Origin of the sequence: Cytobacillus kochii (assembly GCF_020171845.1) — a bacterium.
Taxonomy (GTDB): Bacteria; Bacillota; Bacilli; order Bacillales; family Cytobacillaceae; genus Cytobacillus; species Cytobacillus kochii.
The window spans coordinates 473,237-497,536 of record NZ_JAIVAM010000004.1 but is presented as its reverse complement, the minus strand read 5'-3'; the positions used below and the strand labels follow the sequence as shown (position 1 = coordinate 497,536).

General features: G+C 35.2%; 29 protein-coding genes. 20 read left to right on the top strand and 9 right to left on the bottom strand.

Annotated features, from left to right (window positions below):
• Positions 1 to 26: 26 nt before the first annotated feature.
• On the bottom strand, positions 27 to 941 hold the full coding sequence (qoxA, locus tag LCM23_RS08900; protein ID WP_224936623.1) for a cytochrome aa3 quinol oxidase subunit II: 915 nt from the start codon (positions 939 to 941) through the stop codon (positions 27 to 29).
• 306 nt (positions 942 to 1,247) lie between these two features.
• Here qoxA and LCM23_RS08895 point away from each other — a divergent pair, with 306 nt between their 5' ends.
• Both LCM23_RS08895 and LCM23_RS08890 read left to right on the top strand, forming a co-directional pair.
• Positions 1,248 to 1,442, top strand: coding sequence for a hypothetical protein (locus tag LCM23_RS08895; protein ID WP_224936622.1), 195 nt, complete (start codon positions 1,248 to 1,250; stop codon positions 1,440 to 1,442).
• A 369-nt stretch (positions 1,443 to 1,811) separates the two neighbouring features.
• Complete coding sequence (locus LCM23_RS08890; RefSeq protein WP_224936621.1) at positions 1,812 to 2,141, top strand: DUF3889 domain-containing protein; 330 nt, start codon at positions 1,812 to 1,814, stop codon at positions 2,139 to 2,141.
• Here LCM23_RS08890 and LCM23_RS08885 read toward each other — a convergent pair.
• Positions 2,138 to 2,329 carry a small, acid-soluble spore protein, H family gene (locus tag LCM23_RS08885; protein WP_224936620.1) on the bottom strand — a complete coding sequence of 64 codons (192 nt, stop codon included), beginning with the start codon at positions 2,327 to 2,329 and terminating at the stop codon, positions 2,138 to 2,140. The genes LCM23_RS08890 and LCM23_RS08885 overlap by 4 nt on opposite strands.
• Positions 2,330 to 2,765: 436 nt before the next feature.
• Here LCM23_RS08885 and LCM23_RS08880 point away from each other — a divergent pair, with 436 nt between their 5' ends.
• The 3 genes from LCM23_RS08880 to LCM23_RS25865 all read left to right on the top strand — a co-directional run bounded on the left by LCM23_RS08880 (position 2,766) and on the right by LCM23_RS25865 (position 7,617).
• Positions 2,766 to 5,600: a 2-oxoglutarate dehydrogenase E1 component gene (locus LCM23_RS08880; protein ID WP_224936619.1), complete on the top strand. Its 2,835-nt coding sequence runs from the start codon at positions 2,766 to 2,768 to the stop codon at positions 5,598 to 5,600.
• A 16-nt stretch (positions 5,601 to 5,616) separates the two neighbouring features.
• Positions 5,617 to 6,864: a 2-oxoglutarate dehydrogenase complex dihydrolipoyllysine-residue succinyltransferase gene (gene odhB / locus LCM23_RS08875; protein WP_095373129.1), complete on the top strand. Its 1,248-nt coding sequence runs from the start codon at positions 5,617 to 5,619 to the stop codon at positions 6,862 to 6,864.
• Between the two features lie 618 nt (positions 6,865 to 7,482).
• A complete protein-coding gene (locus LCM23_RS25865; protein WP_263624168.1) occupies positions 7,483 to 7,617 on the top strand; it encodes a hypothetical protein in 135 nt (44 codons plus the stop codon).
• Positions 7,618 to 7,696: 79 nt separating this feature from the next.
• On the opposite strand, the gene sda is transcribed toward LCM23_RS25865, so the two are convergent.
• Complete coding sequence (gene sda / locus LCM23_RS08870; protein WP_095373130.1) at positions 7,697 to 7,828, bottom strand: sporulation histidine kinase inhibitor Sda; 132 nt, start codon at positions 7,826 to 7,828, stop codon at positions 7,697 to 7,699.
• Positions 7,829 to 8,085: 257 nt separating this feature from the next.
• On the opposite strand from sda, the gene LCM23_RS08865 reads away from it, so the two are divergent.
• From LCM23_RS08865 to LCM23_RS08835, 7 genes are all read left to right on the top strand, one after another.
• A complete protein-coding gene (locus LCM23_RS08865) occupies positions 8,086 to 8,829 on the top strand; it encodes a VOC family protein (RefSeq protein WP_224936618.1) in 744 nt (247 codons plus the stop codon).
• Positions 8,830 to 8,844: 15 nt separating this feature from the next.
• Positions 8,845 to 9,348, top strand: a complete 504-nt coding sequence (locus LCM23_RS08860; RefSeq protein WP_224936617.1) for a GNAT family N-acetyltransferase — start codon at positions 8,845 to 8,847, stop codon at positions 9,346 to 9,348.
• 25 nt (positions 9,349 to 9,373) lie between these two features.
• Positions 9,374 to 9,844: a GNAT family N-acetyltransferase gene (locus LCM23_RS08855; protein ID WP_224936616.1), complete on the top strand. Its 471-nt coding sequence runs from the start codon at positions 9,374 to 9,376 to the stop codon at positions 9,842 to 9,844.
• A gap of 242 nt (positions 9,845 to 10,086) precedes the next feature.
• Positions 10,087 to 11,730 carry an AMP-binding protein gene (locus LCM23_RS08850; protein ID WP_224936615.1) on the top strand — a complete coding sequence of 548 codons (1,644 nt, stop codon included), beginning with the start codon at positions 10,087 to 10,089 and terminating at the stop codon, positions 11,728 to 11,730.
• A 240-nt stretch (positions 11,731 to 11,970) separates the two neighbouring features.
• On the top strand, positions 11,971 to 12,840 hold the full coding sequence (locus LCM23_RS08845; RefSeq protein WP_224936614.1) for a gamma-glutamylcyclotransferase: 870 nt from the start codon (positions 11,971 to 11,973) through the stop codon (positions 12,838 to 12,840).
• A 72-nt stretch (positions 12,841 to 12,912) separates the two neighbouring features.
• Positions 12,913 to 13,101 (top strand): hypothetical protein, encoded by a 189-nt coding sequence (locus LCM23_RS08840; RefSeq protein WP_224936613.1) that lies wholly within the window; start codon positions 12,913 to 12,915, stop codon positions 13,099 to 13,101.
• A gap of 115 nt (positions 13,102 to 13,216) precedes the next feature.
• The gene (locus LCM23_RS08835; RefSeq protein WP_095373136.1) at positions 13,217 to 13,420 is read left to right on the top strand and encodes a DUF6501 family protein; all 204 of its coding nucleotides are present in this window, start codon (positions 13,217 to 13,219) and stop codon (positions 13,418 to 13,420) included.
• A gap of 298 nt (positions 13,421 to 13,718) precedes the next feature.
• Here the strand turns inward: LCM23_RS08835 and LCM23_RS08830 are convergent, their stop codons facing one another.
• The gene (locus LCM23_RS08830) at positions 13,719 to 14,261 is read right to left on the bottom strand and encodes a YhcN/YlaJ family sporulation lipoprotein (protein ID WP_224936612.1); all 543 of its coding nucleotides are present in this window, start codon (positions 14,259 to 14,261) and stop codon (positions 13,719 to 13,721) included.
• 95 nt (positions 14,262 to 14,356) lie between these two features.
• On the opposite strand from LCM23_RS08830, the gene crcB reads away from it, so the two are divergent.
• The 3 genes from crcB to LCM23_RS08815 all read left to right on the top strand — a co-directional run bounded on the left by crcB (position 14,357) and on the right by LCM23_RS08815 (position 16,116).
• Positions 14,357 to 14,740, top strand: a complete 384-nt coding sequence (gene crcB / locus LCM23_RS08825) for a fluoride efflux transporter CrcB (RefSeq protein ID WP_224936611.1) — start codon at positions 14,357 to 14,359, stop codon at positions 14,738 to 14,740.
• Positions 14,733 to 15,083 carry a fluoride efflux transporter FluC gene (locus LCM23_RS08820; protein WP_224936610.1) on the top strand — a complete coding sequence of 117 codons (351 nt, stop codon included), beginning with the start codon at positions 14,733 to 14,735 and terminating at the stop codon, positions 15,081 to 15,083. Before crcB ends, LCM23_RS08820 begins: the two co-directional genes overlap by 8 nt.
• A gap of 103 nt (positions 15,084 to 15,186) precedes the next feature.
• Positions 15,187 to 16,116, top strand: a complete 930-nt coding sequence (locus LCM23_RS08815; RefSeq protein WP_224936609.1) for a lysylphosphatidylglycerol synthase domain-containing protein — start codon at positions 15,187 to 15,189, stop codon at positions 16,114 to 16,116.
• Between the two features lie 328 nt (positions 16,117 to 16,444).
• Here the strand turns inward: LCM23_RS08815 and LCM23_RS08810 are convergent, their stop codons facing one another.
• Together LCM23_RS08810 and LCM23_RS08805 are read right to left on the bottom strand one after the other, a co-directional pair.
• On the bottom strand, positions 16,445 to 17,035 hold the full coding sequence (locus LCM23_RS08810; protein WP_224936608.1) for a biotin transporter BioY: 591 nt from the start codon (positions 17,033 to 17,035) through the stop codon (positions 16,445 to 16,447).
• A gap of 95 nt (positions 17,036 to 17,130) precedes the next feature.
• Positions 17,131 to 17,604 carry a DinB family protein gene (locus tag LCM23_RS08805; protein ID WP_224936607.1) on the bottom strand — a complete coding sequence of 158 codons (474 nt, stop codon included), beginning with the start codon at positions 17,602 to 17,604 and terminating at the stop codon, positions 17,131 to 17,133.
• A 171-nt stretch (positions 17,605 to 17,775) separates the two neighbouring features.
• Here LCM23_RS08805 and LCM23_RS08800 point away from each other — a divergent pair, with 171 nt between their 5' ends.
• Genes LCM23_RS08800 through nadE form a run of 4 tightly spaced genes read left to right on the top strand, consistent with a single transcriptional unit; the run spans position 17,776 to position 21,425 of the window.
• The gene (locus tag LCM23_RS08800) at positions 17,776 to 18,531 is read left to right on the top strand and encodes an NUDIX hydrolase (RefSeq protein WP_224936606.1); all 756 of its coding nucleotides are present in this window, start codon (positions 17,776 to 17,778) and stop codon (positions 18,529 to 18,531) included.
• Positions 18,532 to 18,545: 14 nt separating this feature from the next.
• Positions 18,546 to 19,088, top strand: coding sequence for a cysteine hydrolase family protein (locus LCM23_RS08795; RefSeq protein ID WP_224936605.1), 543 nt, complete (start codon positions 18,546 to 18,548; stop codon positions 19,086 to 19,088).
• 22 nt (positions 19,089 to 19,110) lie between these two features.
• Positions 19,111 to 20,586 (top strand): nicotinate phosphoribosyltransferase, encoded by a 1,476-nt coding sequence (locus LCM23_RS08790; RefSeq protein ID WP_224936604.1) that lies wholly within the window; start codon positions 19,111 to 19,113, stop codon positions 20,584 to 20,586.
• A 17-nt stretch (positions 20,587 to 20,603) separates the two neighbouring features.
• The gene (gene nadE, locus LCM23_RS08785; protein WP_224936603.1) at positions 20,604 to 21,425 is read left to right on the top strand and encodes an ammonia-dependent NAD(+) synthetase; all 822 of its coding nucleotides are present in this window, start codon (positions 20,604 to 20,606) and stop codon (positions 21,423 to 21,425) included.
• Positions 21,426 to 21,763: 338 nt separating this feature from the next.
• Here nadE and LCM23_RS08780 read toward each other — a convergent pair whose 3' ends face one another.
• Complete coding sequence (locus tag LCM23_RS08780; RefSeq protein ID WP_224936602.1) at positions 21,764 to 22,363, bottom strand: undecaprenyl-diphosphatase; 600 nt, start codon at positions 22,361 to 22,363, stop codon at positions 21,764 to 21,766.
• Positions 22,364 to 22,667: 304 nt separating this feature from the next.
• On the opposite strand from LCM23_RS08780, the gene safA reads away from it, so the two are divergent.
• Positions 22,668 to 23,294, top strand: a complete 627-nt coding sequence (gene safA / locus LCM23_RS08775) for a SafA/ExsA family spore coat assembly protein (RefSeq protein WP_224936654.1) — start codon at positions 22,668 to 22,670, stop codon at positions 23,292 to 23,294.
• A gap of 86 nt (positions 23,295 to 23,380) precedes the next feature.
• On the opposite strand, the gene LCM23_RS08770 is transcribed toward safA, so the two are convergent.
• Both LCM23_RS08770 and LCM23_RS08765 read right to left on the bottom strand, forming a co-directional pair.
• Positions 23,381 to 23,578 carry a hypothetical protein gene (locus LCM23_RS08770; RefSeq protein ID WP_224936601.1) on the bottom strand — a complete coding sequence of 66 codons (198 nt, stop codon included), beginning with the start codon at positions 23,576 to 23,578 and terminating at the stop codon, positions 23,381 to 23,383.
• 210 nt (positions 23,579 to 23,788) lie between these two features.
• Positions 23,789 to 24,238, bottom strand: a complete 450-nt coding sequence (locus LCM23_RS08765; protein WP_224936600.1) for a cupredoxin domain-containing protein — start codon at positions 24,236 to 24,238, stop codon at positions 23,789 to 23,791.
• Positions 24,239 to 24,300 lie beyond the last annotated feature (62 nt).

The window sequence follows — 24,300 nt, the reverse complement described above, 5'->3', positions numbered from 1 at the left end:
AAGATGTCAATAGACACTTCATCTAATTAATGGCTACTGTGGTCAGAGTGACCTTCGTGCTCATCATGATTTTCATGATTTTCTTCTGAATCTTCATCATTTGATTGATGATGTTCATGCCCTTCAGGTGCTGGGCTAAAGTCTAAATGAGTGCCAGTAAAAGTCATCTTACCTAAGTGACCTGGCTCTAGTAACTCTTCAAATTTATCTTCAGTAATTGGATCAGCTGTTTGATGAACTTCATCTACCCATTCCTCAAATTCAACTGGAGACATTGCTGTTACATCAAATGTATTTTCAGCAAAACCTTTTCCGCTGAAGTTCGCATTTCTACCCATGAATTCACCAGGATGATCAGCAGCTAAATGTAATGTTGTTACCATATCGGCCATTGCATATTTCTGTCCGCCAAGTTGTGGAATCCAGAAGCTAGTAATTGGACCGAATGAGTAAAGTTTAAATTCAAGTGCCCGATCAGTAGGTATATATAAGTAATTTACTGTTTCAATATCTTCTTCAGGATAGCTGAAGTGCCATTTCCAGTTAGATGATGATGCATATACAACTAATGGCTCCTTATCCTCATACCCTGGTGGTGTTGCTTCAACTTTATAGTTACTTTGGACAGAAACAAATGATAGATAAGCAACAATTAGTACAGGTATTCCGACACAAACTGCCTCCACCCATTTATTTCCCTCGATGTGAGGTGGTTCATAATCTTTTCCTTGTTTAGATGAACGAAATTTAATGAGCATATATGCAAGCATTGCAAAAACTACAATAACAATGCCAGACATTAACCATATGGACATCATAATATCGTTAGCCTGGACTTCGGCCTGTGGACCTTTAGGATTTAGAACAGTAAGTGGTTCACACCCAGCAAGTACAGCGGCAATGGCAACTATAGCCAATAAAAGAGCCCTTTTCAATTTCATTGATGTACCCCTTTCTATCTTTCTAAAAATCTATTGTTTTATTTGAACGTGAATATCACGCCTGTAACCCTATGTTAGTATCATAAATGGTTAAAAACAATTGAATGTGATAGGTGTCACAAAATGTTCATGAACAAATGATGAATTTGGTCACAAAATGTTCATGAAACTGAAAGTAAAAAGAAAAAATAATATTATTTAAATACTCTATTTTAAGAAAAAACTGAAAAATGAATATTGTATCATTCAATAAATATTAAAGGTTGCTTCTGTATTTATTATATTAATATAAATGATGTTGCGTATTTGATTGACAGTACCCTCAGAAAAAGTGTGAAGTCTTCGAATGGTTTTGAAACGGATGGAAAAAAGAGGGGGGTTATCTTGTTAAAGAAATTTGATATTGATCAATTTTTAGACGGTGTATATAACCCGACTGATGATATTCATCATTTAATAGACATAATTGAAATAGATGATTTACTTGAGAGAACAAAATAGCCCTTTATGTCTTCCACTTTTTGTTTTAGATGTTGTACGATTACTTTTTTTAAAAATCATAACTAAAACTAATCAAATGAACTAGTAAAGGACATATTCTTATATTTTTTTAAAGGCTATGTTGATATTTATGGTATAAGGGTTAATGGAACAATAGATAAAGAAAAGCGGGCAAGTTTTAACCATTAACTTGCTCGCTTTTCTTTGTCCATTGATATTTACTTTTGCACAAGCAAGTTTTGCCTTGAATTTTTTCTTTCATTATATAACCCATTACCCAAAAAAACTTTCATAAAGAATAAACATTTAAAAGATAGTAAAACTATAAATATTTCCATCAAAAAATGAAAGTGAAGAGGTGAGGAGAAAATGGAGAAAAGAGTGTTTCTCTCGATTGTCATAGTGTTGTTTAGCTATATATTAATTTCAAGCCCTCAAACAAACTATGCCGTTTATGATGCTCCTTCTTATGCAAAATGGGGTAAAGAAGCGATGATGATTGCAAAGGAAAAATATCCATCAGCAGATATTGTTGATTATCAGCATCTTGGAAAAGAAGTAAAGGAAAAGACAGAAATAGAAAAGTTTAAACTTTGGATGCGTCAACAGGAGATAGAATATGGGCTCTATGTGTTTATTGAATATGATAAAGATTCGGAGAAAATCGTCCGTATTTTAACAAAAAAAACTGATCGTTAACGTATTGTATTTTCTTCTATTAATTGTGCGAGTGGAACAACTTGATTCTTATCTACGTTGTTTCTTTCGCACACCCTCGCCATTTTAGTTAATTCATAGAGATCGACAATCACGATTTTTACGCCATCGAAAGTTACTTCATATTCGATTTGATTTTTTAGTAGTTCCCTCGCTCTAGATAAATCCATAAGTTCACATCCTCTCTCGTAGTATTTTATTCAGTTTGAATATTTAGTGCACAATTCTACCAATAATAAGGCTTTTGATATATACTTAAATAGGCAAACGGTTTAGAAGTTGAATGATTTTCAACTTGTAGACGTTAGTTCATCTTTCCAATTTATTACACTAATAGGCGTGATATAGGAATTAAATTAATTCACTTTTTTAATATAAGTATTTTTTCTAAAAATATTAGCTGTATTTTCGTGATTTTCTCTTTTTTCCCTTTGTATATGCGCCTTTAACGTGGTAAAATGGCTTAGGAAACATTTCGTCCTCTGGAAATTAACATTATTCGGAATTTTTATATACGAAATAATATTGTTACTATCCTAGAATGGATATGGGGCGGAAATAAATTATCCAAATATATTTAAAAAAGAGTTGTGGAGGTAATTTTCCATGAAGAAGCCTTCAGAGGGTAGCGGACCTTTAGAACAAAGTTTTTACGGTCCTAACCTTGGCTATGTAATCGAGCTTTATGAGATGTATTTAGAAAATCCAGAATCAGTCGACCAAGAAATGAGAGAGTATTTTGAGGTTAATGGTTCACCATTGCAACAAACAGGGGTAGCTCCTGTAAGTATAGGAGCAGAAAGCACTGGCGTAAGTCCAGAACAAATTGAAAAAACTTTATCAGCTATTCGTCTTGCCGATTTTATTCGTTCAAACGGACATAAAGCTGCTGATATTTATCCCCTAGTTAATAGGGAAGAAAAGAATGTTGCTATTTTTGATTTAAGTAATTATGGATTAACAGAAGCAGATTTACGTGCAATACCAGCTCATCTTATATGTACAGATGCGAATATTCCGTTAAGAGATGGATTAGAAGCATTTGAATACTTAAAAAATGCTTATATGGATACGTTAGCATTTGAGTTCACTCATGTTGACAATTTAGAAGAAAAGGATTGGCTTCGTCGCAAGGTTGAAACAAATAGCCTTAAACTTAACTTGCAAAAACCTGAAAAGGCGAAAGTGTACAAAAGATTAACGGAAGTAGAAGAGTTTGAGAAATTCTTACACCGTACTTTCGTCGGTCAAAAACGCTTCTCTATTGAAGGTTTAGATACGATGGTACCAATGTTAGATGAAATTGTATCAGGTTCAGTGGCGAATGGCACAAAAACAATAAATATTGGAATGGCACACCGCGGACGTTTAAATGTGCTTGCTCATGTACTTGGTAAGCCTTATGAGATGATATTCGCGGAGTTTCAGCATGCGCCAAACAAAGATCTTGTCCCATCTGAAGGCTCTATTGGCATCAGCTATGGATGGACAGGCGATGTAAAATACCATCTTGGATTAGACAAACAAATTAAGGCTGAAAATACAACAGTTGCAAACTTAACACTTGCGAACAACCCAAGCCATTTAGAGTTCGTTGGTCCTGTTGTTGAAGGATATACAAGAGCGGCTCAAGATAAACGTACTTCTGGTGGTTTCCCAGAAGTTAATTACGACGAAGCACTTTCCATCATCATTCACGGAGACGCTGCTTTTCCAGGGCAAGGTGTTGTCGCTGAAACATTAAATCTAGGTCAATTAAATGGCTATAATACTGGTGGTTCTATCCATATTATTGCTAATAACACGATTGGCTTTACAACAGAATCTTATGATTCTAGATCGACTAGATATGCAAGTGATTTAGCCAAAGGCTATGAGGTTCCAATCGTGCATGTAAATGCAGATGATCCCGAAGCAGTCATCAATGCCGCTAAATTAGCTATTGAATATAGAGATAAATTCCATAAAGATTTCTTAATTGACTTAATTGGGTATCGCCGCTTTGGTCACAATGAAATGGACGAGCCGATGACCACAAACCCAGCGATGTATAATATTATCCATAAAAGACCAACGATTAAAGAGCTTTACGGCGAGAAATTAAAAAAAGATCAGTTCTTAACAGAAGAAGAGGTTACTGCTATTCATTCAGAAGTAGCAGAAAAACTTCAGCAAGCTTACGATAAAGTGCCAGATAAACAAGAAGATGCAACTGAATTAAATCCACCTGAGACAGTGGAAAATGGTATACCAAGCATTCAAACTGCTGTGCCATTAGAGTCTTTACAGCAATTGAATGAAGAGCTTCTAAATTGGCCGGAAGAATATAAAGTCTTTAGAAAGCTAAGTAAAATATTACAACGTCGTAAAAATGGACTAGAAGAGGTTGGGAAAATTGATTGGGGTCACGCTGAAACATTAGCATTCGCTTCAATTATTTCAGATGGTACGCCTGTAAGACTTACAGGTCAAGATTCAGAGCGTGGAACATTTGCCCATAGAAATATCATGTTACATGATGAAGTGACAGGTAAATCGTTCTCACCTTTACATCAAATCTCAACTGCTAAAGCTTCATTTGCTGTTCATAATAGCCCGTTGTCAGAAATGGCTGTTCTAGGTTTTGAATATGGTTATAATGTGTCAGCTCCAGAAACTTTAGTTCTTTGGGAAGCACAGTTTGGTGACTTTGCGAACTCTGCACAAGTTATGTTTGATCAATTCATTTCTGCTGGTCGCGCAAAATGGGGGCAAAAATCTGGTCTAGTAATGCTTCTTCCACATGGATATGAAGGACAAGGTCCAGAACATTCAAGTGCAAGATTAGAAAGATTCCTGCAGCTGGCAGCTGAAAATAACTGGACAGTAGCTAACCTTTCTTCAGCAGCACAGTACTTCCATATTTTAAGAAGACAAGCAGCGATTTTGAATCAGGAAGAAGTAAGACCATTGGTCATAATGTCACCTAAGAGTCTTTTACGAAATCCTACAGTTGCTGCAACTGCTAAAGATTTATCAGAAGGACAGTTTAACTCGATTCTTGAGCAATCTGACCTTGGTGAGAAAAAAGATCAAGTGAAGAGAATTGTTTTCACATCAGGAAAAATGGCTATTGATTTAGAAGATAAATTAAAAGATATTGAAGATAAAGAGTGGTTCCATATTGTACGTGTAGAAGAGATTTATCCGTTCCCATTTGCTGACATTACGGAAGTAGTAAAACGTTATCCAAATCTTGAAGAAATGATCTGGGTGCAAGAGGAACCGAAGAATATGGGCGCATGGAATTTTGTTGAACCAAGGTTAAAACATATTGCCCCTGACGGAGTAGAGGTAAATTATATCGGTAGACGCCGCCGCTCAAGCACAGCAGAAGGCGATCCAGTCGTGCATAAAAAAGAGCAGCAGAGAATTATTGAAGAATCTTTAACACGTAAGTAATAAGGAGGAAATTATTGTGGCAGATATTAAAGTTCCTGAATTAGCAGAATCAATTACAGAAGGTACGGTGGCTCAGTGGCTAAAACAACCTGGTGATACAGTCAATAAAGGTGATTATGTTGTTGAGCTTGAAACAGACAAAGTAAATGTAGAAATCATTTCTGAATATAGTGGTGTACTTGCAGAATTAAAAGCAGAAGAAGGCGACACTGTGAATGTAGGGGATACCATCGCAGTTGTAAGTGAAGGTGGAGAAGCTCCTGCTCCTAAAGCAGAAGAGAAGAAAGAGGAAGCACCTCAAGAGGTTAAAGAAGAAGCGAAACCAGCTGATTCCAAACCAGCGGAAGATAATAAACAACGCACAATTGCTTCACCGGCAGCTAGAAAAATGGCGCGTGAAAAAGGAATCGATTTAAGTGAAGTTCCAACTACAGATCCTATGGGAAGAGTACGTTCTCAAGATGTTGCGAACTACGATCCAAATCAAGCGACTCAAGCAGCGCAGCCACAAGCTGCATCTAAACCAGCTCCTAAGCCAGCCGCAACTGATGCAAATAGTGAAAAACCAGTAGAACGCATCCGTATGAGCCGTCGTCGCCAAACAATTGCGAAAAGACTTGTAGAAGTTCAACAAACATCTGCTATGTTAACAACATTCAATGAAATTGATATGACAAATGTTATGAACTTACGTAAAAAACGTAAAGATAAATTCCAAGAAGAAAATGATGTAAAACTTGGATTTATGTCTTTCTTCACAAAAGCGGTTGTCGCAGCACTTAAACGTAGCCCGTTGTTAAACGCTGAAATTGACGGCGACCAACTAGTTCTTAAAAAATTCTATGACATCGGTATTGCTGTTTCAACAGATGAAGGTTTAGTAGTTCCAGTTGTTAGAGATGCTGACCGTAAAAACTTTGCAGAAATTGAAAAGGATATTATGGGCCTTGGTAAAAAAGCAAGAGATAATAAACTAGCTATTTCTGACTTACAAGGTGGAACATTCACCATTACTAATGGTGGTGTGTTTGGTTCATTATTATCAACACCAATCCTTAATGGACCACAAGTAGGTATCCTAGGGATGCATTCTATCCAAACTCGTCCAGTAGCTATTGATGCTGAAAGAATGGAAAACCGCCCAATGATGTATGTTGCTCTCTCTTATGACCACCGTATTGTTGATGGTAAAGAAGCAGTAACATTCCTTAAACGTGTGAAAGAATTAATTGAAGACCCTGAGTCTTTATTATTTGAAGCTTAATTTAAAATAAACTAATACTCAAAAGGGTTTAAAGCGAGGAAGTGAAGCGATTTATTGTTCACTTCCTCGCTTTTTGTTATCAGTCACCCTCATGATTGATCCCTTCATTTGAACCCGAGGGTATTGTAAAAGGGGCATATTCCTCTAAAAGAGAAGAAATCAAAGCTTGAACCTGTCACATAAGGAAGAGCCATAGCCCTTTAGCAGTAAAACAAATATGGTGTCAACGAGCATAAGATCATCACTCATGAACATGTCTCTTAGGAAAGAAGTCAAAAATAAAGCAAATTACTAACTTTTTTTACACATGAACTACGCTAGGTCTGAGGAGAAAACGAGTGAGTTTCATCAAACATGAACAGGTTCAGAAAAAGTACGAGTGGTAACAAATAATATTCACATTTTCCTATATCATTCATCCACATGCTACTCATCCCATTTATTGTTGCATTAAAAAAAGATCATGTATTCCTCACTATTAATCATCATTTCAAGCACTTTAGGAAATAGTAAGGGATATGCACTTGATAAAAAGATTTTTAGAAATATAAAAATGTTGCATGAAGGAAACTTTATTGATAAAATGCATATTATGATAGAAAAGCAGGAGTGATTACCATGAGAGGAAGGAAAAATAGGATATTGAAATATTCCGTACTGTTCAAAAAGCTAGGTGTTATTTCTGATATGGACTATAAACAGATACTACAAAATAATGAAATTCAAACAACAAAGGAAATAAAGCAACGATAATTAAAATGTGATGGATATCTTCCGCGTTACCGAAAGGATTAAAATAAAAAGGCGAGCAAATATTTGCTCGCCTTATGCTTTACTCTTTAAATGGTTTTAATCCCCGTTTTTGAATTTCATCTTTAAGTATCCGAATCCATTCCTTTTCAGAACCTGACTTTAATGCATCACGATACGAGACGACCAACTGTTCATTACTCATTATCTTCATTTGATACATACCTCCTAGGTAAAGGATTGAATATTCTTTTATTTATTGTAAACGTTATCCCCTGTTTTGAAAAGGAGAAATGTATAAAAATTTTAATTGTTAAGGAAATGTAAAATGTTTATAAAGGACACACAATTCATTTAAGAAGTAAAAGTTGAGTGAAAAACATTCATAGATAAGTAGAAAAGTTATGGTAAACTAATCTTAGCTAAGGTAAAGTTGGATGAATTTTCTTTTGATGAAAGGGGTATCCTTCAATGCAACTTGATCATATCGTTCATTTTATTAAACGAAATCCGCAAGAGATTATCGATTACTTATCTGTTATGAATATAAAAGCGGTTCAGGGTGGTAGGCATGAAAAATGGGGAACATATAATAGTTTATTGTACTTAAACTCATCTTATATAGAATTTTTAGCAATAGAAAATAAAGCAACTGCTATGCAATCAGATAACCCTTTAGTACAACAAGCTGTACAGGATTTAGCTACTTTTGAGGGGTTAGGTCAAGTATGTTTTCGCACAGAAAATATTGAAGTGTTAAAGCAAGAATTGAATGAAAAGGGATATAAAACCTATCCGATCTTCCCTGGTGAACGGATGAGGGCAGATGGGCAAATGATTAAATGGAAGATGCTATTTTTGCAAGCAAAACGAGAAGTGCCTTTTCCTTTTTTTATTCAATGGGAACAAGATGACTATACGAGATATGAAGAATTCAAATCATTAGGTATGATAGATCAACAACTTATCCATACAAAAATAAAGGACATTATGTATATTGTAGAGTCACCTGAAGAAACAGCTGCAGAATGGCGTGAGTTGTTTCAAGGAAAACAACACGGTACAAACGTTATGATTGCAGACGTAGCCTTTGAGTTTGCAGCATATAACAAAAAATACGCGAATAAGAACCGTCCCGTTCATATCACATTACAACCTTTTTTGAAGAACGAGGAAACAATACAACTCTTTGGCTCTTCTTATCATTCGTTATAGAAAGAGGGGTGTCACATGCACATATATGAAACGAAACGAATGTCATTCTTTGTATTTAAAAAAGAGTATATTAAGCAAATGAATGAAATTTGGGGCAATCAGGAAGTAATGGCCAGAAGTGGAGGAGCAGTTGCTTCCGTCAAGATTCCTAAAATCGTCAAATGGTATGAAGACTGTCATAAAGAATACGGCCTATCGGTATATAGTTTAAAAGATAAGAAAAGCAATGAAGTTATTGGAGCGGCTGGATTTAATATTGATGCATCAGTGAAACGAATTGAATTAATTGCCCATTTCAGAAAATCGTATTGGCATAAAGGCTATGCGACAGAAGCTATTACAGGTTGTATCAAATTAGCTAAAAGACATAAAAAAGTAAAATATATTCAAGCCTCATGTGACCTAAAAAACGAAGCATCTATAAGAATCGTGGAAAAATTAGGGTTTACGTTATTAGGAAAAGAGTGGTTTGAAGACACTCGCCAAGAAGAACTTGTATATGAGTTGAGATTATTTTAATAACGATAAACTGGAGGAAAATGATATGGAAACTACCACGTTTAATAAAGTAAAAGAATACGAGGCAGTCATCCTCAGTTCATGGACATATCCACCTCCTTACGATTTTTATAATCACGCTCAAACAGAAGACAGTAAACAAGAATGGCTAACGGGAAACTACTTTTGTATATATAAACAGGAAGAAATGATTGGTTTCTTTTGTTACGGTGAATCAGCAAGAGTACCGGTGAAAAGCAGTCATCTATATATAGATGATTGCATTGATATTGGCATTGGAATGAGACCGGATTTAACAGGAAAGGGATTGGGAAGCAGTTTTTTAACCAAGATTCTTATGGAAATAGAAAGGCTTTTTCCAAATACCCCAATAAGGTTAACAGTGGCTTCATTTAATCAACGAGCCATCCATCTTTATGAAAAACTCGGTTTTATTATTCAACACCATTTTCAAAGAAAAAGTACAAACTTTTATATAATGGTAAGAAAAAAATAAAGGAAATAATACGAGGAGGTTCGAATATATAAATATTCGAGCTTTTTTATTTTTATTAGATAGAAATCTACATTTGTTTTTAACTGTTGGACATAAAGCACCATCGGAATATGAATTTACAAACCTGGGTTGGTTCATTTTGTACTGTACTTTAATATGATAAGTACTAAAATGATACATTCGAATTTTACATAAGAATAAATGAAAGCGTTTCAATCATAATTTTCTGAGGAGGAAAAGAATTGTCTGAATTATTAAATATAACGATTGGCGATTTATTAGAAAAAAGAGCAAAAGAAAATCCTAATCATGAAGCATTAGTCTATGCAGATAGAGGTTTGAGGTACACATATCATAGCTTTAATGAGTATTGTCGTACAGTTGCTAAAGGTTTCATGAAACTCGGTTTAGAAAAAGGAGAACATGTAGCGATTTGGGCTTCTAATACCCCTGAATGGGTGAGTGCTCAGTTTGCAACAGGTAAAACCGGATCTGTGTTAGTAACTGTCAATACGAATTATCAAGCCGCTGAACTTGAATATTTATTACAACAATCTGATGCCACCACTATTATTTTAATGGAAAAATACCGCGACCAATCATATATTGATATTCTCTATAAAATCGCACCAGAATTAAAAACATCGCAGCCGGGCCAGTTAAGATGTAGCAAGCTTCCCTTTCTAAAAAACGTCATCGTGTTAGGAGAGAAGCGCTTTGCTGGCACCTACAGTTGGGAAGATGTTGTAGCTCTTGGTGAAGGATGTAGTGATGAGGCTTTAAATGAGCGTTTGCTTTCACTTCAGCCGGATGATGTTATTAACATGCAGTATACCTCAGGCACAACTGGATTTCCGAAAGGCGTAATGCTCACACATGGTAATGTCGTGAATAACGCATTAAATATTGCCGCTTGTATGAAGCTCACAAAAGATGATCGACTATGTATTCCTGTACCATTCTTCCATTGCTTTGGTTGTGTCATTGGCACCTTGGCTTGTGTGTCAGTTGGGGCAACGATGGTACCTGTACAGGAATTTCATCCTGATACCGTTTTACAAACGGTTGAACAAGAAAAATGTACGGCCCTTCATGGAGTGCCAACAATGTTTATAGCTGAAATCAATAGCAAAAATTTCACAAAATATAATTTACAATCATTGCGAACAGGTGTGATGGCTGGATCCAATTGTCCGATTGAAGTAATGAAGGCTGTCATAGAAAAAATGGGTATTGAAGAGATTACAATTTGTTATGGTCAAACGGAATCTTCACCAGTTATTACACAAACACGCACTGATGATCCTATTAATTTACGCGTAGAATCAGTTGGCCGAGCATTGCCAGAAGTTGAAGTGAAAATTGTTGAACCTGGGACAGCAAATGAAGTGCCAATTGGTACTCAAGGGGAACTCTGCACAAAAGGATATCATGTTATGAAAGGTTATTATAACAATCCCGAAGCGACAGAACAAGCTATCGACAAAGAGGGATGGTTGCACACTGGTGATTTAGCTATTATGGATGAAAATGGTTATTGTAAAATAACAGGTCGTCTGAAAGATATGATTATAAGAGGTGGAGAAAACGTATACCCTAGAGAAATTGAAGAATTTCTCTATAGTCATCCAGAAATTTTAGATGTTCAAGTTGTAGGTGTTCCTGATGAGATATACGGTGAAGAGGTAATGGCATGGATTATTTTAAGAGATCATGCCAACATTACGGCTGAAGAAATTAAAGAATATTGTAAAGACAAAATATCTAAACATAAAATACCTAAACATATTACTTTTACTAAAGAATATCCAATGACTGCTTCTGGTAAAATACAAAAATTCAAATTAAAGGAACAAGCGATTCAATCCATTACTGCCCAGAAATGATGAGTGAAAAGAGGAGACAAATATAAAAAGTGGAGAGTAAAGAGCAAGAGACAAGGCAATCGTTTGCCTTGTCTCTTATTCACCCATATTTCTAGCTCTATTCGATATTGGTGATATTTAGTTAAGGTAAAAATATGGTAAAAAATTGTTAATAAAGAGGGAATCACTTTCAAATTGTTGAATATTGTAGGAGGAGGAAGAATAAGTATATTACTATAGTGACAAAAAAGGAGCGCATTTATGGGTATGGCAACGATTCACCTCTTTGTGTATGGCACATTACGAAAAAATGAGATCCATCATGATTATTTAACTGAAGCTCGTTTAATGGCCGAACAAGCTTGGGTAAATGGAGTCATGTTTGATACGGGTGATGGTTATCCGAGAGTCGAATTGTCAGATAAACTAGCTGAAAAAGTATATGGAGAATTATACGTTTTAAGTGCCGAACATTTAGAGGCAATTGATGTTTTAGAAGGGTATGTAAAAAGTGACAAGCATTCCTTATCTGTAAGAAAAAAAGTACACGTACATACGGATTTAGGAGTGCGACAAGGTTTTATTTATGTTTCCCCCGCTGAAGTTCTACAGCAAGAAGCAATTAAAGTTTCAGACTGGAAGGTATACAACCTGCAAAAGAATTCCCCAAAGACTTTTTACTATTTTGCTTATGGGTCTTGTATGGATACAGAAAGATTTATGAAAGCTGGAGTTGACCATTTTTTTAAAAATGTCGTTGGTATAGGTGTGTTAAAAGGCTATCAAATGGGCTATTATTTCTATGCACCAGATGGGAATCGAGCGGACATCATTGAAGGTTCTGGTGAAACAGAAGGTATTGTTTATCAATTACCGATAGAAGCAATAGATTATTTATTCAAAAGAGAAGGAGTCACTGTTGGTCACTACCGACCGACTTTTGTTAATCTGACAATTGAAGGGGCAATATATAAAGATGTGTTAACCTTCCATGTTTATGATAAAAATCCCCAGTCTTCTCCACCATCCTTTTATGCGAGGGAGATTTTGCGTGCAGCTGAAGGGAGACTCAGTTATCAATATGTTCAGCATTTAAAAGAAGAGATAAATAAGCTTGGAGTCGTGAATTAAACAAAGAAGTTTACTATAAGCTACTTTGGTGGTATATAACAATGTCACCAAAGATGAAAGAAGGTCGTCTAAATGAAACAATTGACGAAAACATGCTTCTTTGAGATTGTTTATGATAAGCAACATTATCAATACTTGGAAATGATTAGAATCGATTATATTTGTGATATACTATATATAACATTTAAAGATTTTTTCACAAGTGAAATGTATACTTTTGAAAAAGAAAAAATTTCTTTTTTACAAAAAGTATTTCTATAAAAACACATTTCAAATGAGTATTTACCATCACAAATAGAAAAAAATCACTATACAGCTTGCAGAACACATTTAATTTTTTTACACTGTATAAGAGAACACATAAGGAGTGGCAAAAATGATTCATCAAACATGGCATGAAAGTGACACGTTAAAAAAGGTAAAATGTGTACATACGAATGCAGCGAAATATATTGTTAATCGTGCTTTAACTGAAGGAAAAATCTATGATGTGAAAAATGAAACAGAAGAGTTTTTCTTCATCGTTGACAACTCTGGTAAAGTTAGTGGTTTTTATAAAGACTATTTTAAAGAAGTTTAAGGCAAAAAGCTGTCAGATTGACTGACAGCTTTTTCGTGTGCAAAAAAATAGCTAAGTTCATAATATATGTAAAATGTACCTTTGAGGATGCATGCAGGTTGGAGCAAGAGATTTATATTGGGATCATAGAGGAAAGCATCGAGTGGAAATGATTGTTATAATTAACACTTACAAAATCTGTAATGTTATAAATTAACTTCTTTACTTTTATTTTTTATACAATAATCGCTTAGTCAAGTGAAGTCAGGATTAAATAGGACTGATAGGGATATTTCCCTACCAGACCACAGATTGACCATTATTCATGATTAGGAAACATTCGTTTCACTGTTTCACTAAATTCATCGAAGAAGCCTTCAATTGGTTTTCCATTGCGAACATCTTTTGCATATGTGTCCATACGGTTGTAGAAATCAGGGTTTACTGATACATAGACATCATCAATGTTCTGGTCAGATGATTTTACTTGATCAGCAATTTTCTTTTCTAGATCTTGTGTAAATTCATTACCATTTGCTAAGGTTGCTGCCACATAGGCATTGTCGTCAGTAAGTAAAACCCTTGCTCTTTTAACTTCGTCCATTTGTGTAATATTATCTGCTGTTTTATCGGCAAACCTCATTGAATGTTGTGTCCCATCATAATCGACATTACGAGTATGAATATTGTTGTCAATACTTGGTCTATCATTGTCACCATTTCTTTCATATCCAACTTTAGCGGGGTCATGCATATCTGGTGCTCTATAAGCAGTGTCGTTCGTATCTTGTCCATTATTCATGCCACAAGCTGTTAATAGTAGAGAACTTGAAAGAGCAACAGCAATGATTGTACCTTTCATCTTTTAACACCCTTTCTTTTTTTCTTACACTGTTAGCTTGGCTCATTTTATCGAGAGTATGCATAAACAATTTTTTTGGAGCAAGGAGGTCAAGGATGAAGTATCTATATATTGGAATTGGCGGGATGATAGGCGCAAGCATGCGGTTTGCTATCACAATTGTCATCGGACGGTTTTGGCAGAGTGCGTTTCCTTTAGATATTTTAATAATCAATGTGTTTGGTGCCTTTATTCTCGGTTATTTATCGTCCATCACATTGCCTATTGATCCTAATCTTAAACAAGCAATCACTGTAGGGGTAATTGGCTCATTTACCACATTATCGACTGTTAGTGCGGATACCGTTTTATTAGTTGAAAATGGATTTATCATTCAAGCTTTTATATATATCTTATTTAATATCGCACTAGGTTTAGTGATGGCCTATCTTGGTGTTGTTTATGGTAAACGTAAAGAGGTGAGGGGAACAAATGAGTGAAATACTTTATGTGATGATAGGTGGATTTTTTGGTGCAATAGCCCGTTTCTCCTTATCAACGTTGATCAATAGCAAAACCAACTCACTCTTTCCCTATGGAACGGTGATCGTTAATTTACTTGGTTGTTTCTTAATGGGTGTGGTTGTTCATTTTCTACATTGGGAAAATGTATCAGCTTTACTTGTAGTTGGTCTTTTGGGGGCGTTTACAACTTTTTCATCTGTTCAGTTGGAGATGGTGGAATTAATTGTGAAGAAACAAAAGATGGCATTTATATATTTTTTTGTCACTTATATAGGCGGTATAGCCCTTTTCATGTTAGGCTTAATAATGTTTCCATAAATCGGTTGTTCATTTATGGACAAGTATTGAATACATATTTAATAGGATCGAAACAAAAGGGGAATGAAAATGGTTGTAAAAGTAGTGAAAAAGGTGAATCATCGTGTCAATTTTTTCTAATCAAAAATTAATTCAAGTAATAAAATATGTTATGCCATGTATTATTTTGCTCATTGTAATAATGGAAGCAAATAAATTCTTTAAAGATTTCAACTGGGCTTTACTTGAGCATTATTTGGATGAGCTTTCATTTTGGCGAATTTTTTTCATTATTATTCTAGGGTTAATTTGTTTGTCTCCAATGTTTTTTTATGATGTTATTTTAAATCGATTACTACAGGTCAAAATTCCGATGCAAAAACTGTTAGGGTATTCGTTATCTGCAAATGCTTACTCAAACTTAATTGGGTTTGGCGGAGTAGCCGGCGCAACATTAAGAACGGTTTATTACCGTCCCTACTTAGACAATAATATCCCATATATTAAGGTAATCGCTAAACTGTCATTATTTTATCTTTGTGGTTTATCCATCTTGTCTTGGATTGTGTTATTTAATGGATCTGAACTTTTCTCAGAATTGAGATTAGCTCATCTTGCTATTTGGATTGTGGCGCTTTATACCCCTCTACTGCTTTTTGTCTATTTTATTAAACGAAAACTGCAAAGTTTGCCTATCAAGAGGGAGTTTATAACGGAACTATTAATGATCTCTGTTTTTGAATGGATCTTTGTCGTTATTTGTATTTGGGGTATTTTAAATATAGTCGGTGTCAATTTTTCTTTATTTTCTGTTTTCCCAATTGTCATTGTAGCTGCTTGTGCTGGCATAATAAGTATGTTACCTGGGGGAATTGGTTCGTTTGATTTAGTTATTCTAATCGGTTTTGAATCTCACGGAATACCAGCAGAATTAACATTTATGGTATTAATGTTTTATCGCCTTAGCTATTACTTTATTCCTGCGGTAGTTGGTACACCGGTTGTTTTGACTACTCTATGTGGACATTTAAAAACAAAAAATTTTTTCAGCTAAGGAAGTAATAAAAAAAATCGACTATTTCAATTTAAACTGCATGCATACTGGTATGAGGGCAAATATAAGAAGTTGGCTAGACTAGAGATCAGAGGGCTTAAATCGGGCGGTCTTAATCAATCATATGGATAGATGTGATTATGGAGATAGAAAAATATCAAAGAGAAAGAAGTAAGCTTAGGAGTGTGAAATGGACGAAGACCAATTTCGGTACTCAAATCCAATGTATATATAATAGAAGGAATGTAAGAATATAATATTGAAAAGTGAAATGCGCACACCATTTAGATGTATGCGCATTCGTTCACTTTTAAAAAAGAATATATCATTAAGAGGCGCTTTTATCGACTGCCTTCGTTGATAATTGATTCGTAAAAAGTAATCGAGCACTAATGAGTCGTTTTCTAACTAGCAATCCAATCCATGCTGCCATCAACGCTTTAATAAAACCACCGATAATAAATGGAGCGAACCCTGACAGAAATGCTGCGGTCCAACTTAAGTCAGCCATCCACTTTAACCACGCCGTTCCAATAATTAACGTAATAAACATACCTATAATATTTGCTGTAAGCGCATGTGCAAATGTGAATTTTGTTTTCTCAAGGTATTTAGCCATAATCCATACTACTGGTATATAGCTAATTAAATAGCCACCAGTCGGTCCGACAATAACTGAGAAACCTGCAGAAAACTCTGCAAAAACGGGCACGCCAGCACAACCTAGGGCTAAATATAAGAGGACGGAAAAAGTGCCATATTTCGATCCTAAAATGACGGCTGCTAATCCAATGGCTAATGTTTGTCCAGTAATTGGGACAAGTGGCAATGGGATAATTAATTGTGCCATAATCCCAATAATAGCTGCGAATAATGCTGTCGTAAGGAGCGACCTTAATCGTAATTGTTCTTTCGTCAAATCTTTCACCTCATTTATAATGTTAACCTTATGTATAATATAGTTTACATTATAATTTGGCGGGTTTTTTATGTCAACTATGTTTTGTTTGTGGTTTACTTATTTTTCGTGCTTTTATATATTCTTTTAATTGTTTCTAAATGCATCCCTTCATGAAAGGTAGAAAAAAGGATACATTCGCCAACCGTTTGAAAAGTAATCCCCATTTTATTGGTGAATGGAGTGGGCAATGTTTTAGTAAATTTGTTTTTGGCAACGGAAATGACTCTCTCCGTCTGTTCCTGTAATACATCTTTGATTTCTAAAATAGATGGCGGATTGCCTTGCCAAAGATGTGGTGCAGTACCTGCAGCAAAAAATGTTTCATACTCACTTGGAATCCCCATTCGCTCTCCTGTTAGTTCAAACACAAGTCTCTCCTGTATATAAGCGATATGACCGAAATTCCAGTGAATATTATTATTAAATCCTTTTGGTACAGTCGAAATGAATGCTGGATTTATTTTCTCAAGTGATTGGATTGTTAATAAACGTACTGTTTGTATGTGATTCGAGACATTTTCAATCATGTTTTCTTTCCTTTCAAAAAAAGTATTATTCCTCTCATATATTCTTTAGGAAAAAAGAAAACTCCTGCATTCAAATGAATCATTAGAGTTGAAGTTTCTTTAAAGTAGGGTAAAATATAATTAACAATTATCAAGTTGTTAATTAATTCATGGTGGTGGGGCAATTACCTTATGACTAAAAAATATCGAACACCAGATGGCTATACAGCAGATATTGCTGTTTTTACCATCGTAACAGAAGAATCTAAACCATTTACTCCACCCGATATGAGCTTAAACCTTTTGTTAATTGAAAGAGCTAAGTGGAATGCAGAAGGGGAGTTAAATACAGAGGGAGGGAAATGGGCGCTGCCAGGTGGCTTTGTTGGCGTTCATGAAAATGCCTTACAAGCAGCTGTTAGGGAATTAAAAGAGGAAACTGGGATTGATTGTGTGCATATGAAGCATTTTGGTATATACGATGAACCCGGTCGAGATAATAGAGGGTGGATTATATCTAACGCACATTATGCAATTATCTCTGAGGATGACTTAAGGGAAATGAATGCAAATGATGACGCATCTGCCGTTAAATTAGTGAATATTCATGATGTCCTGCAATTAGAACTTGCATTTGATCACCGACAGATTATTTGTGATGCACTGAGCGTAATAAAAAAAGAGCTGTTACAAACAACAGCCGCAAAAAATTTATTACAAGATGAATTTACATATTCAGAATTACAAGCCGTATTATCAACAGTTACAAAAGATCCCGCTATACTAAATGAGCAAGCATTTGCTAGAAAAATTAAATCACTCCCTTTTATAGAAAAGGTTGAGGGTAAAACTACGCAAAGAACGTCAAAAAAAGCAACGCAATTATATAGGTTTAATGAAGTCGAAGTAGTGAAACCTATATATACAGGTCGATACCAAGAAAGATAACGGGGGAGATACTAGTGGCAAGGGCTTTGATTAATATCGATTATACCAATGATTTTGTTAACGGAGCATTACCTTGTGGAGAACCGGCAATTGCTATTGAAGATGAAATTGTAAGAATAACCGCTGATTTTATCAAAAATGGTGATTTAACGATCTTGGCTATCGATAGACATGAAGAAAATGATCATTTTCATCCTGAAACAAGGCTATACCCGCCTCATAATATAAACGGCACAGTGGGTAGAGAGCTATATGGTAATTTAAAACAAGTTTATGAGGAAAATAAGGGTTTAGAGCATGTAAAGTGGTTAGATAAAACAAGGTACAGTGCGTTCTGCGGGACGAATTTAGAACTTTTATTAAGAGAACGAAACATTAACGAATTGCATTTAGTTGGCGTTTGTACAGATATATGTGTGTTACACACTGCTGTAGATGCCTATAACAAAGGGTTTTCAATGGTTGTCTATGAAAGAGCCACAGCAAGTTTTAACGAAATAGGTCATAAATGGGCACTCGAACATTTTAGTGGTTCTCTGAATGCAATAATTAAATAACGAAAAAGGGGTATAAAATAGTATGAACAAGCCATATCCAGATGACAGCATGGCATTACACACAGACTTATATCAAATTAATATGGCACAAACCTATTGGCAAGATGGTATCCATGATAGAAAAGCGGTTTTTGATATTTATTTTAGGAAACTACCTTTTGGGAATGGCTATGGCGTGTTCGCTGGTCTTGAGCGCATCATTGATTACCTGCAAGGGTTCGAATTTTCTAAGAGTGATATTGCCTATTTGCGAGATGAATTACACTATCCAGAAGCGTTTCTTGCTTATTTAGCGGATTTGCGTTTTACAGGTAATATTCGTTCAATGATTGAAGGAGAGCTGGTTTTTGCCAACGAACCAATTGTACGAATTGAAGCACCGCTTGCTCAAGCGCAATTAATAGAAACAGCATTATTAAATATCATCAACTTTCAAACATTAATTGCTACGAAAGCTGCACGGATTATGGAAGTGTTAGATGATGGTGTGGCAATGGAGTTCGGTTCCCGTAGAGCCCAAGAAATGGATGCCGGTGTTTGGGGAGCAAGAGCAGCTGTAATTGGTGGGTTTGGGGCTACGTCAAATACGCGTGCTGGTAAAATGTTTAATATCCCAGTAGCTGGGACACATGCTCACTCACTTGTACAAGCATATAAAAATGAATATATCGCTTTCCATAAATATGCACAAACACATAAAGATTGTACTTTCCTTGTTGATACATATGATACGCTTCGTTCTGGTGTACCAACGGCTATTAAGGTAGCAAAAGAGTTAGGAGATCGTATTAATTTTGTCGGTATTCGAATTGATAGTGGGGACTTAGCTTATTTATCTAAAGAAGCTAGAAAAATGTTAGATGAAGCTGGATTTACTCACACAAAAATTGTTGCTTCTAACGATTTAGATGAATATACAATTATGAATCTTAAAGCACAAGGTGCCAAAATTGATTCTTGGGGTATTGGGACAAAGTTGATTACAGGTTATGACCAACCTGCACTGGGTGCTGTGTATAAAATGGTATCTATAGAAAATGAAGCAGGGGAAATGGAAGATACAATTAAAATAAGTGGGAATCCAGAAAAAGTAACAACGCCAGGTTTGAAACGTGTTTATCGAATTATAAATAGGGAAAATCACAAATCAGAGGGTGATTATATCGCACTTGAGAGTGAAAATCCTAAAGAAGAAGAACGTTTAAAAATGTTCCACCCTGTCCACACCTATATCAGTAAGTTTGTCACCAATTTCGAAGCGAAAGACTTACATCAGGACATTTTTACGGATGGACAATTAGTTTATGAAAAGCCTAGTCTTCAAGAGATACAAGGATACGTGAAAGAAAACCTATCTCTATTATGGCATGAGTATAGAAGGTCATTAAATCCGGAAGAATATCCTGTAGATTTAAGTCCAAATTGCTGGAATAACAAAATAGAACTGATTGATTCAATAAAGAAAAAAATTAAAGATAGCCTAAATGCTAAAGCTTGATGAAAGGATGAGTAATGATGTCCATACAAGATAAGATTCGCGCTGCTTTAAATGTCAAATCATTGATTGATCCAAAAGAAGAGATCATTGAACGAATCAATTTTTTAAAAAATTATGTCAAGCAGGCGCGTGCAAAAGGATTTGTATTGGGTATAAGTGGTGGTCAAGATTCTTCACTAGCCGGACGATTAGCACAGATAGCAGTAGAAGAATTACGGGCGGAAGGATATGAAGCCAAGTTCGTGGCGATTCGATTACCATACGGAGAACAGCATGATGAAGATGACGCACAAAAAGCATTGCAATTTATTCAACCGGATGAAACATATGTTTATAATGTGAAATCACCAGTCGATGAGATTCAAAAAGTATATAATGAAGTGGCCGATATTGCTGAGCTAAAAGATTTCCATAAAGGAAATGTGAAAGCAAGAACACGTATGATTGCGCAATATATTTTCGGTGGAGAAATGGGTCTTTTAGTAATTGGTACGGACCACGCTGCAGAAGCAGTTACAGGATTTTATACAAAGTACGGTGATGGAGGAGCAGACTTATTGCCACTAGCAGGATTATCTAAGCGACAAGGTAAAGCTCTATTAAAAGAACTAGGTGCAGAAGAGAGCATCTATATGAAGGTACCGACAGCAGATTTACTTGATCAAACACCAGGACAAGCTGATGAGACAGAACTAGGAATTACTTATGATGAGCTTGATGACTATTTAGAAGGAAAAGAAGTCAGTGCGGAAGCTGCCAAGAAAATTGAGCAAAGGTATATTATAACGGAACATAAAAGACAAATGCCAGCATCTATGCATGACGATTGGTGGAAATAAAGTTGTAGGCAGACTGCTAGTTAGCAGTCTGTTTTTTTAACAGGTAAGTATAATTAACCAACATGATTAGGGGAGGAACCAATCTACTGAATTTAAAAGCTAATAAACAACTAAATAAGTAGACAGTGTTAACATAACGAAGATAAAACGAAGGTAAAAGTCGAGCCAAAACGGACTTCAAATAGAAAACCTGAATGAATACAGAGTATAAGTCGTTTTCACCGAATCATTGTGCATTTTCGCTAAATAATTGAGCAAATGCTACATAATCGCCCCTTATTTTTGTTCAATAACAGAAAGGAAAAAAAGAATGGATCTAAAAAAGATCCATCCCGCTTCTATCGATTTAAATGTCTACCTTTATTTTTTCTTGGCCATACTTTTTCTTCTATTTTTTCGTATACTTCTAAAAGTGTCGTGAACAATTGCATTCTACCTATAAGGTTATACATGATAATCGCACAAATGATGGCAATGAGTGCCCCTGTTATCACATCAAATGGATAATGAACACCAACCCATATTCGTGAAATCCCTACTAATACAGCAAGAATGGGCCACAATACATTTTTCTTATTAAATAACCAAAAGACGATACAGAATGAAAAGAATAATATCGTATGATCACTTGGAAAAGAATTATTTGCCGCTTTATCTATAAGCTTATTGACATTATCCAATTCAACAAAAGGTTGGTAGTTAAAGTGAAGTTTGCTAACAACGAACTTACCAATAATTTCAGCTAAAATAAATGTGAATCCTGCCGTCATCACCATATAACGATGTTTTGTTTTACGTGTAAACCAATACATCAAAGTAATGAAGGCTAATAATATCACGGTATATTCGGCAATAAAAACAATTATTGGGTTCAAATCTGGATATTCAAAGCCTAGGTCATTTATTCCTCTAAATAAACTAATATTGATTTCGTTCATCTCTCAATACCTTTCTATTCTATCAGTTTCTAATGTCATTACTCCATTATAATCATTTTTCCTATTGCTGTCATCTGATTCTAACAAGTAACTTACATTATCATAAGAATAGACGAGAACAAAGGCAAATTCCCTACACCATTGTTCAATAAAATTTTTAAGGGCGTAAAAAAGTAATTTATTTCAAATTTATAGGTAATGATTTTTCCAGTATTACCTTTCATATACTATCTAAGCTTCTTTTACCCAATGTAGGCAACAATTACCGCTATAATAGTTTAATAGGTTTTGGTTTAATATGAATATGAAAAAAACAACTAAATACTTTTCCTTATTTTTGTTAACTGTTACTCTTGTCTTTGGAATAAAAAATATAGCAAGTGCTCAAACCGTACATACAGTGCAATCCGGAGATACAATGTGGAAAATAGCGGTGAAGTATCAAGTAGGGGTGCAGGAGATTATTCAAGCTAATAAACAAATTGGTAATCCTAACCTCATTTACCCTGGTCAAACAGTTCAAATTCCATCCACTGCTCAAGCGACATTATCAATGGAATCTCAAGTCGTTCAGCTTGTAAACGAAGAGCGCGCTAAAGAGGGCTTAAAACCATTAAAAGAAAATTGGGAGCTCGCGCGAGTGGCACGCTTTAAATCTCAAGACATGATCGATCATCGTTACTTTAGTCATCAATCTCCTACATATGGCACACCTTTTCAAATGATAAAAGATTTTGGTCTAACATACCATGCAGCAGGGGAAAACATTGCAGCTGGCCAAACAAGTGCACAAGCTGTTGTAACAGCATGGATGAATAGCGATGGACACCGTAAGAATATCTTATCGAGTCAGTTCACTGAGATTGGTGTTGGCTATGTTACAGGCGGTTCTTACGGTCACTATTGGACACAAATGTTTATTTCAAAATAATAATATAGAAGGGAATTCTACTGTCGTACAAGTTACGGCAGTTTTTTTATGAAGCCTATTGCGATTACCTAATTGTGTTTTTTAGGCTATGTTTTAGCGGTCTTTAACGAGTCGTTTACTGTATTGAATTGATTATCGCATAAATTCTTGAAAAAAGAATATTGGTAAATATAATAAAGGCTGTGTATCCCTTTTGTAGGCTTTATAGTCTCGCTGGAGACAGAAACCCAATCACCAATCATAGATACGATAGCACCAAAAAGAAAAACCATATCTTTAGACACCTTTGTCCCTCCCAAAAATTTAATTATAAGAAAATAGAGTCGTTGTGTATCATTTTTGATTTTTCCAAACGATGTACTGTGGAAAAAATAGGGGGATGCCTAAAGGAGATTATAATAGAAACACGAACAAATCAAAAAGTATGTTCAATTTGTTCGTGTCATTATTCAGTGGTTATTTTCTATATTCAACATTCTTAGAGACAACTATAATCATTGTACAACAATGTAAGCAATCATTTTTCCGTGATCTTCCTCTTGAGAATGGTTATGGCAGATGAGTTGATAGGTACCTTTTTCGTCAAATTGGAGAGGTACTTTAGTTTCTTCTCCTTTTTGAACCACACCTTTAATATCAGTTCCCTCTACATAAAAGGAATGTTCCTTACCCATTACACCTAGTATGTTTAAATTAACCTTTTCTCCGACCTCTAAAAATACAGTTCCTGGATCCCAGCGATAGACTTCCATTTCTTCTCCATTTTCCATTGTTGTTTTATATTCTGTTGTTACCATTTCAATCTCTCTTGTTGTTTCTGTCGTATCCCCAATCACTGCTAAACTCCCATTTTTTGATATAAGCCATACCGAAGCAGATGCAATAAGGGCAATTAATAATAAAACAGTGATTATCGTTTGCTTTGTAATAATTAGAAACTTCATTCTATCTCTCCTCATTATTAGGTTGTACTTCATATGTATGCAGGTTGAACATCAGAACTTGT

Bases quoted from the DNA above. Each gene is read 5' to 3' on its own strand.
- qoxA (WP_224936623.1), bottom strand. From the start codon at position 941: ATGAAATTGAAAAGGGCTCTTTTATTGGCTATAGTTGCCATTGCCGCT.
- LCM23_RS08890 (WP_224936621.1), top strand. From the start codon at position 1,812: ATGGAGAAAAGAGTGTTTCTCTCGATTGTCATAGTGTTGTTTAGCTAT.
- LCM23_RS08885 (WP_224936620.1), bottom strand. From the start codon at position 2,329: ATGGATTTATCTAGAGCGAGGGAACTACTAAAAAATCAAATCGAATAT.
- LCM23_RS08880 (WP_224936619.1), top strand. From the start codon at position 2,766: ATGAAGAAGCCTTCAGAGGGTAGCGGACCTTTAGAACAAAGTTTTTAC.
- LCM23_RS25865 (WP_263624168.1), top strand. From the start codon at position 7,483: ATGAGAGGAAGGAAAAATAGGATATTGAAATATTCCGTACTGTTCAAA.
- sda (WP_095373130.1), bottom strand. From the start codon at position 7,828: ATGAAGATAATGAGTAATGAACAGTTGGTCGTCTCGTATCGTGATGCA.
- LCM23_RS08865 (WP_224936618.1), top strand. From the start codon at position 8,086: ATGCAACTTGATCATATCGTTCATTTTATTAAACGAAATCCGCAAGAG.
- LCM23_RS08860 (WP_224936617.1), top strand. From the start codon at position 8,845: ATGCACATATATGAAACGAAACGAATGTCATTCTTTGTATTTAAAAAA.
- LCM23_RS08855 (WP_224936616.1), top strand. From the start codon at position 9,374: ATGGAAACTACCACGTTTAATAAAGTAAAAGAATACGAGGCAGTCATC.
- LCM23_RS08845 (WP_224936614.1), top strand. From the start codon at position 11,971: ATGGGTATGGCAACGATTCACCTCTTTGTGTATGGCACATTACGAAAA.
- LCM23_RS08840 (WP_224936613.1), top strand. From the start codon at position 12,913: ATGAAACAATTGACGAAAACATGCTTCTTTGAGATTGTTTATGATAAG.
- LCM23_RS08835 (WP_095373136.1), top strand. From the start codon at position 13,217: ATGATTCATCAAACATGGCATGAAAGTGACACGTTAAAAAAGGTAAAA.
- LCM23_RS08830 (WP_224936612.1), bottom strand. From the start codon at position 14,261: ATGAAAGGTACAATCATTGCTGTTGCTCTTTCAAGTTCTCTACTATTA.
- crcB (WP_224936611.1), top strand. From the start codon at position 14,357: ATGAAGTATCTATATATTGGAATTGGCGGGATGATAGGCGCAAGCATG.
- LCM23_RS08820 (WP_224936610.1), top strand. From the start codon at position 14,733: ATGAGTGAAATACTTTATGTGATGATAGGTGGATTTTTTGGTGCAATA.
- LCM23_RS08805 (WP_224936607.1), bottom strand. From the start codon at position 17,604: ATGATTGAAAATGTCTCGAATCACATACAAACAGTACGTTTATTAACA.
- LCM23_RS08800 (WP_224936606.1), top strand. From the start codon at position 17,776: ATGACTAAAAAATATCGAACACCAGATGGCTATACAGCAGATATTGCT.
- LCM23_RS08790 (WP_224936604.1), top strand. From the start codon at position 19,111: ATGAACAAGCCATATCCAGATGACAGCATGGCATTACACACAGACTTA.
- nadE (WP_224936603.1), top strand. From the start codon at position 20,604: ATGTCCATACAAGATAAGATTCGCGCTGCTTTAAATGTCAAATCATTG.
- LCM23_RS08780 (WP_224936602.1), bottom strand. From the start codon at position 22,363: ATGAACGAAATCAATATTAGTTTATTTAGAGGAATAAATGACCTAGGC.
- safA (WP_224936654.1), top strand. From the start codon at position 22,668: ATGAAAAAAACAACTAAATACTTTTCCTTATTTTTGTTAACTGTTACT.
- LCM23_RS08765 (WP_224936600.1), bottom strand. From the start codon at position 24,238: ATGAAGTTTCTAATTATTACAAAGCAAACGATAATCACTGTTTTATTA.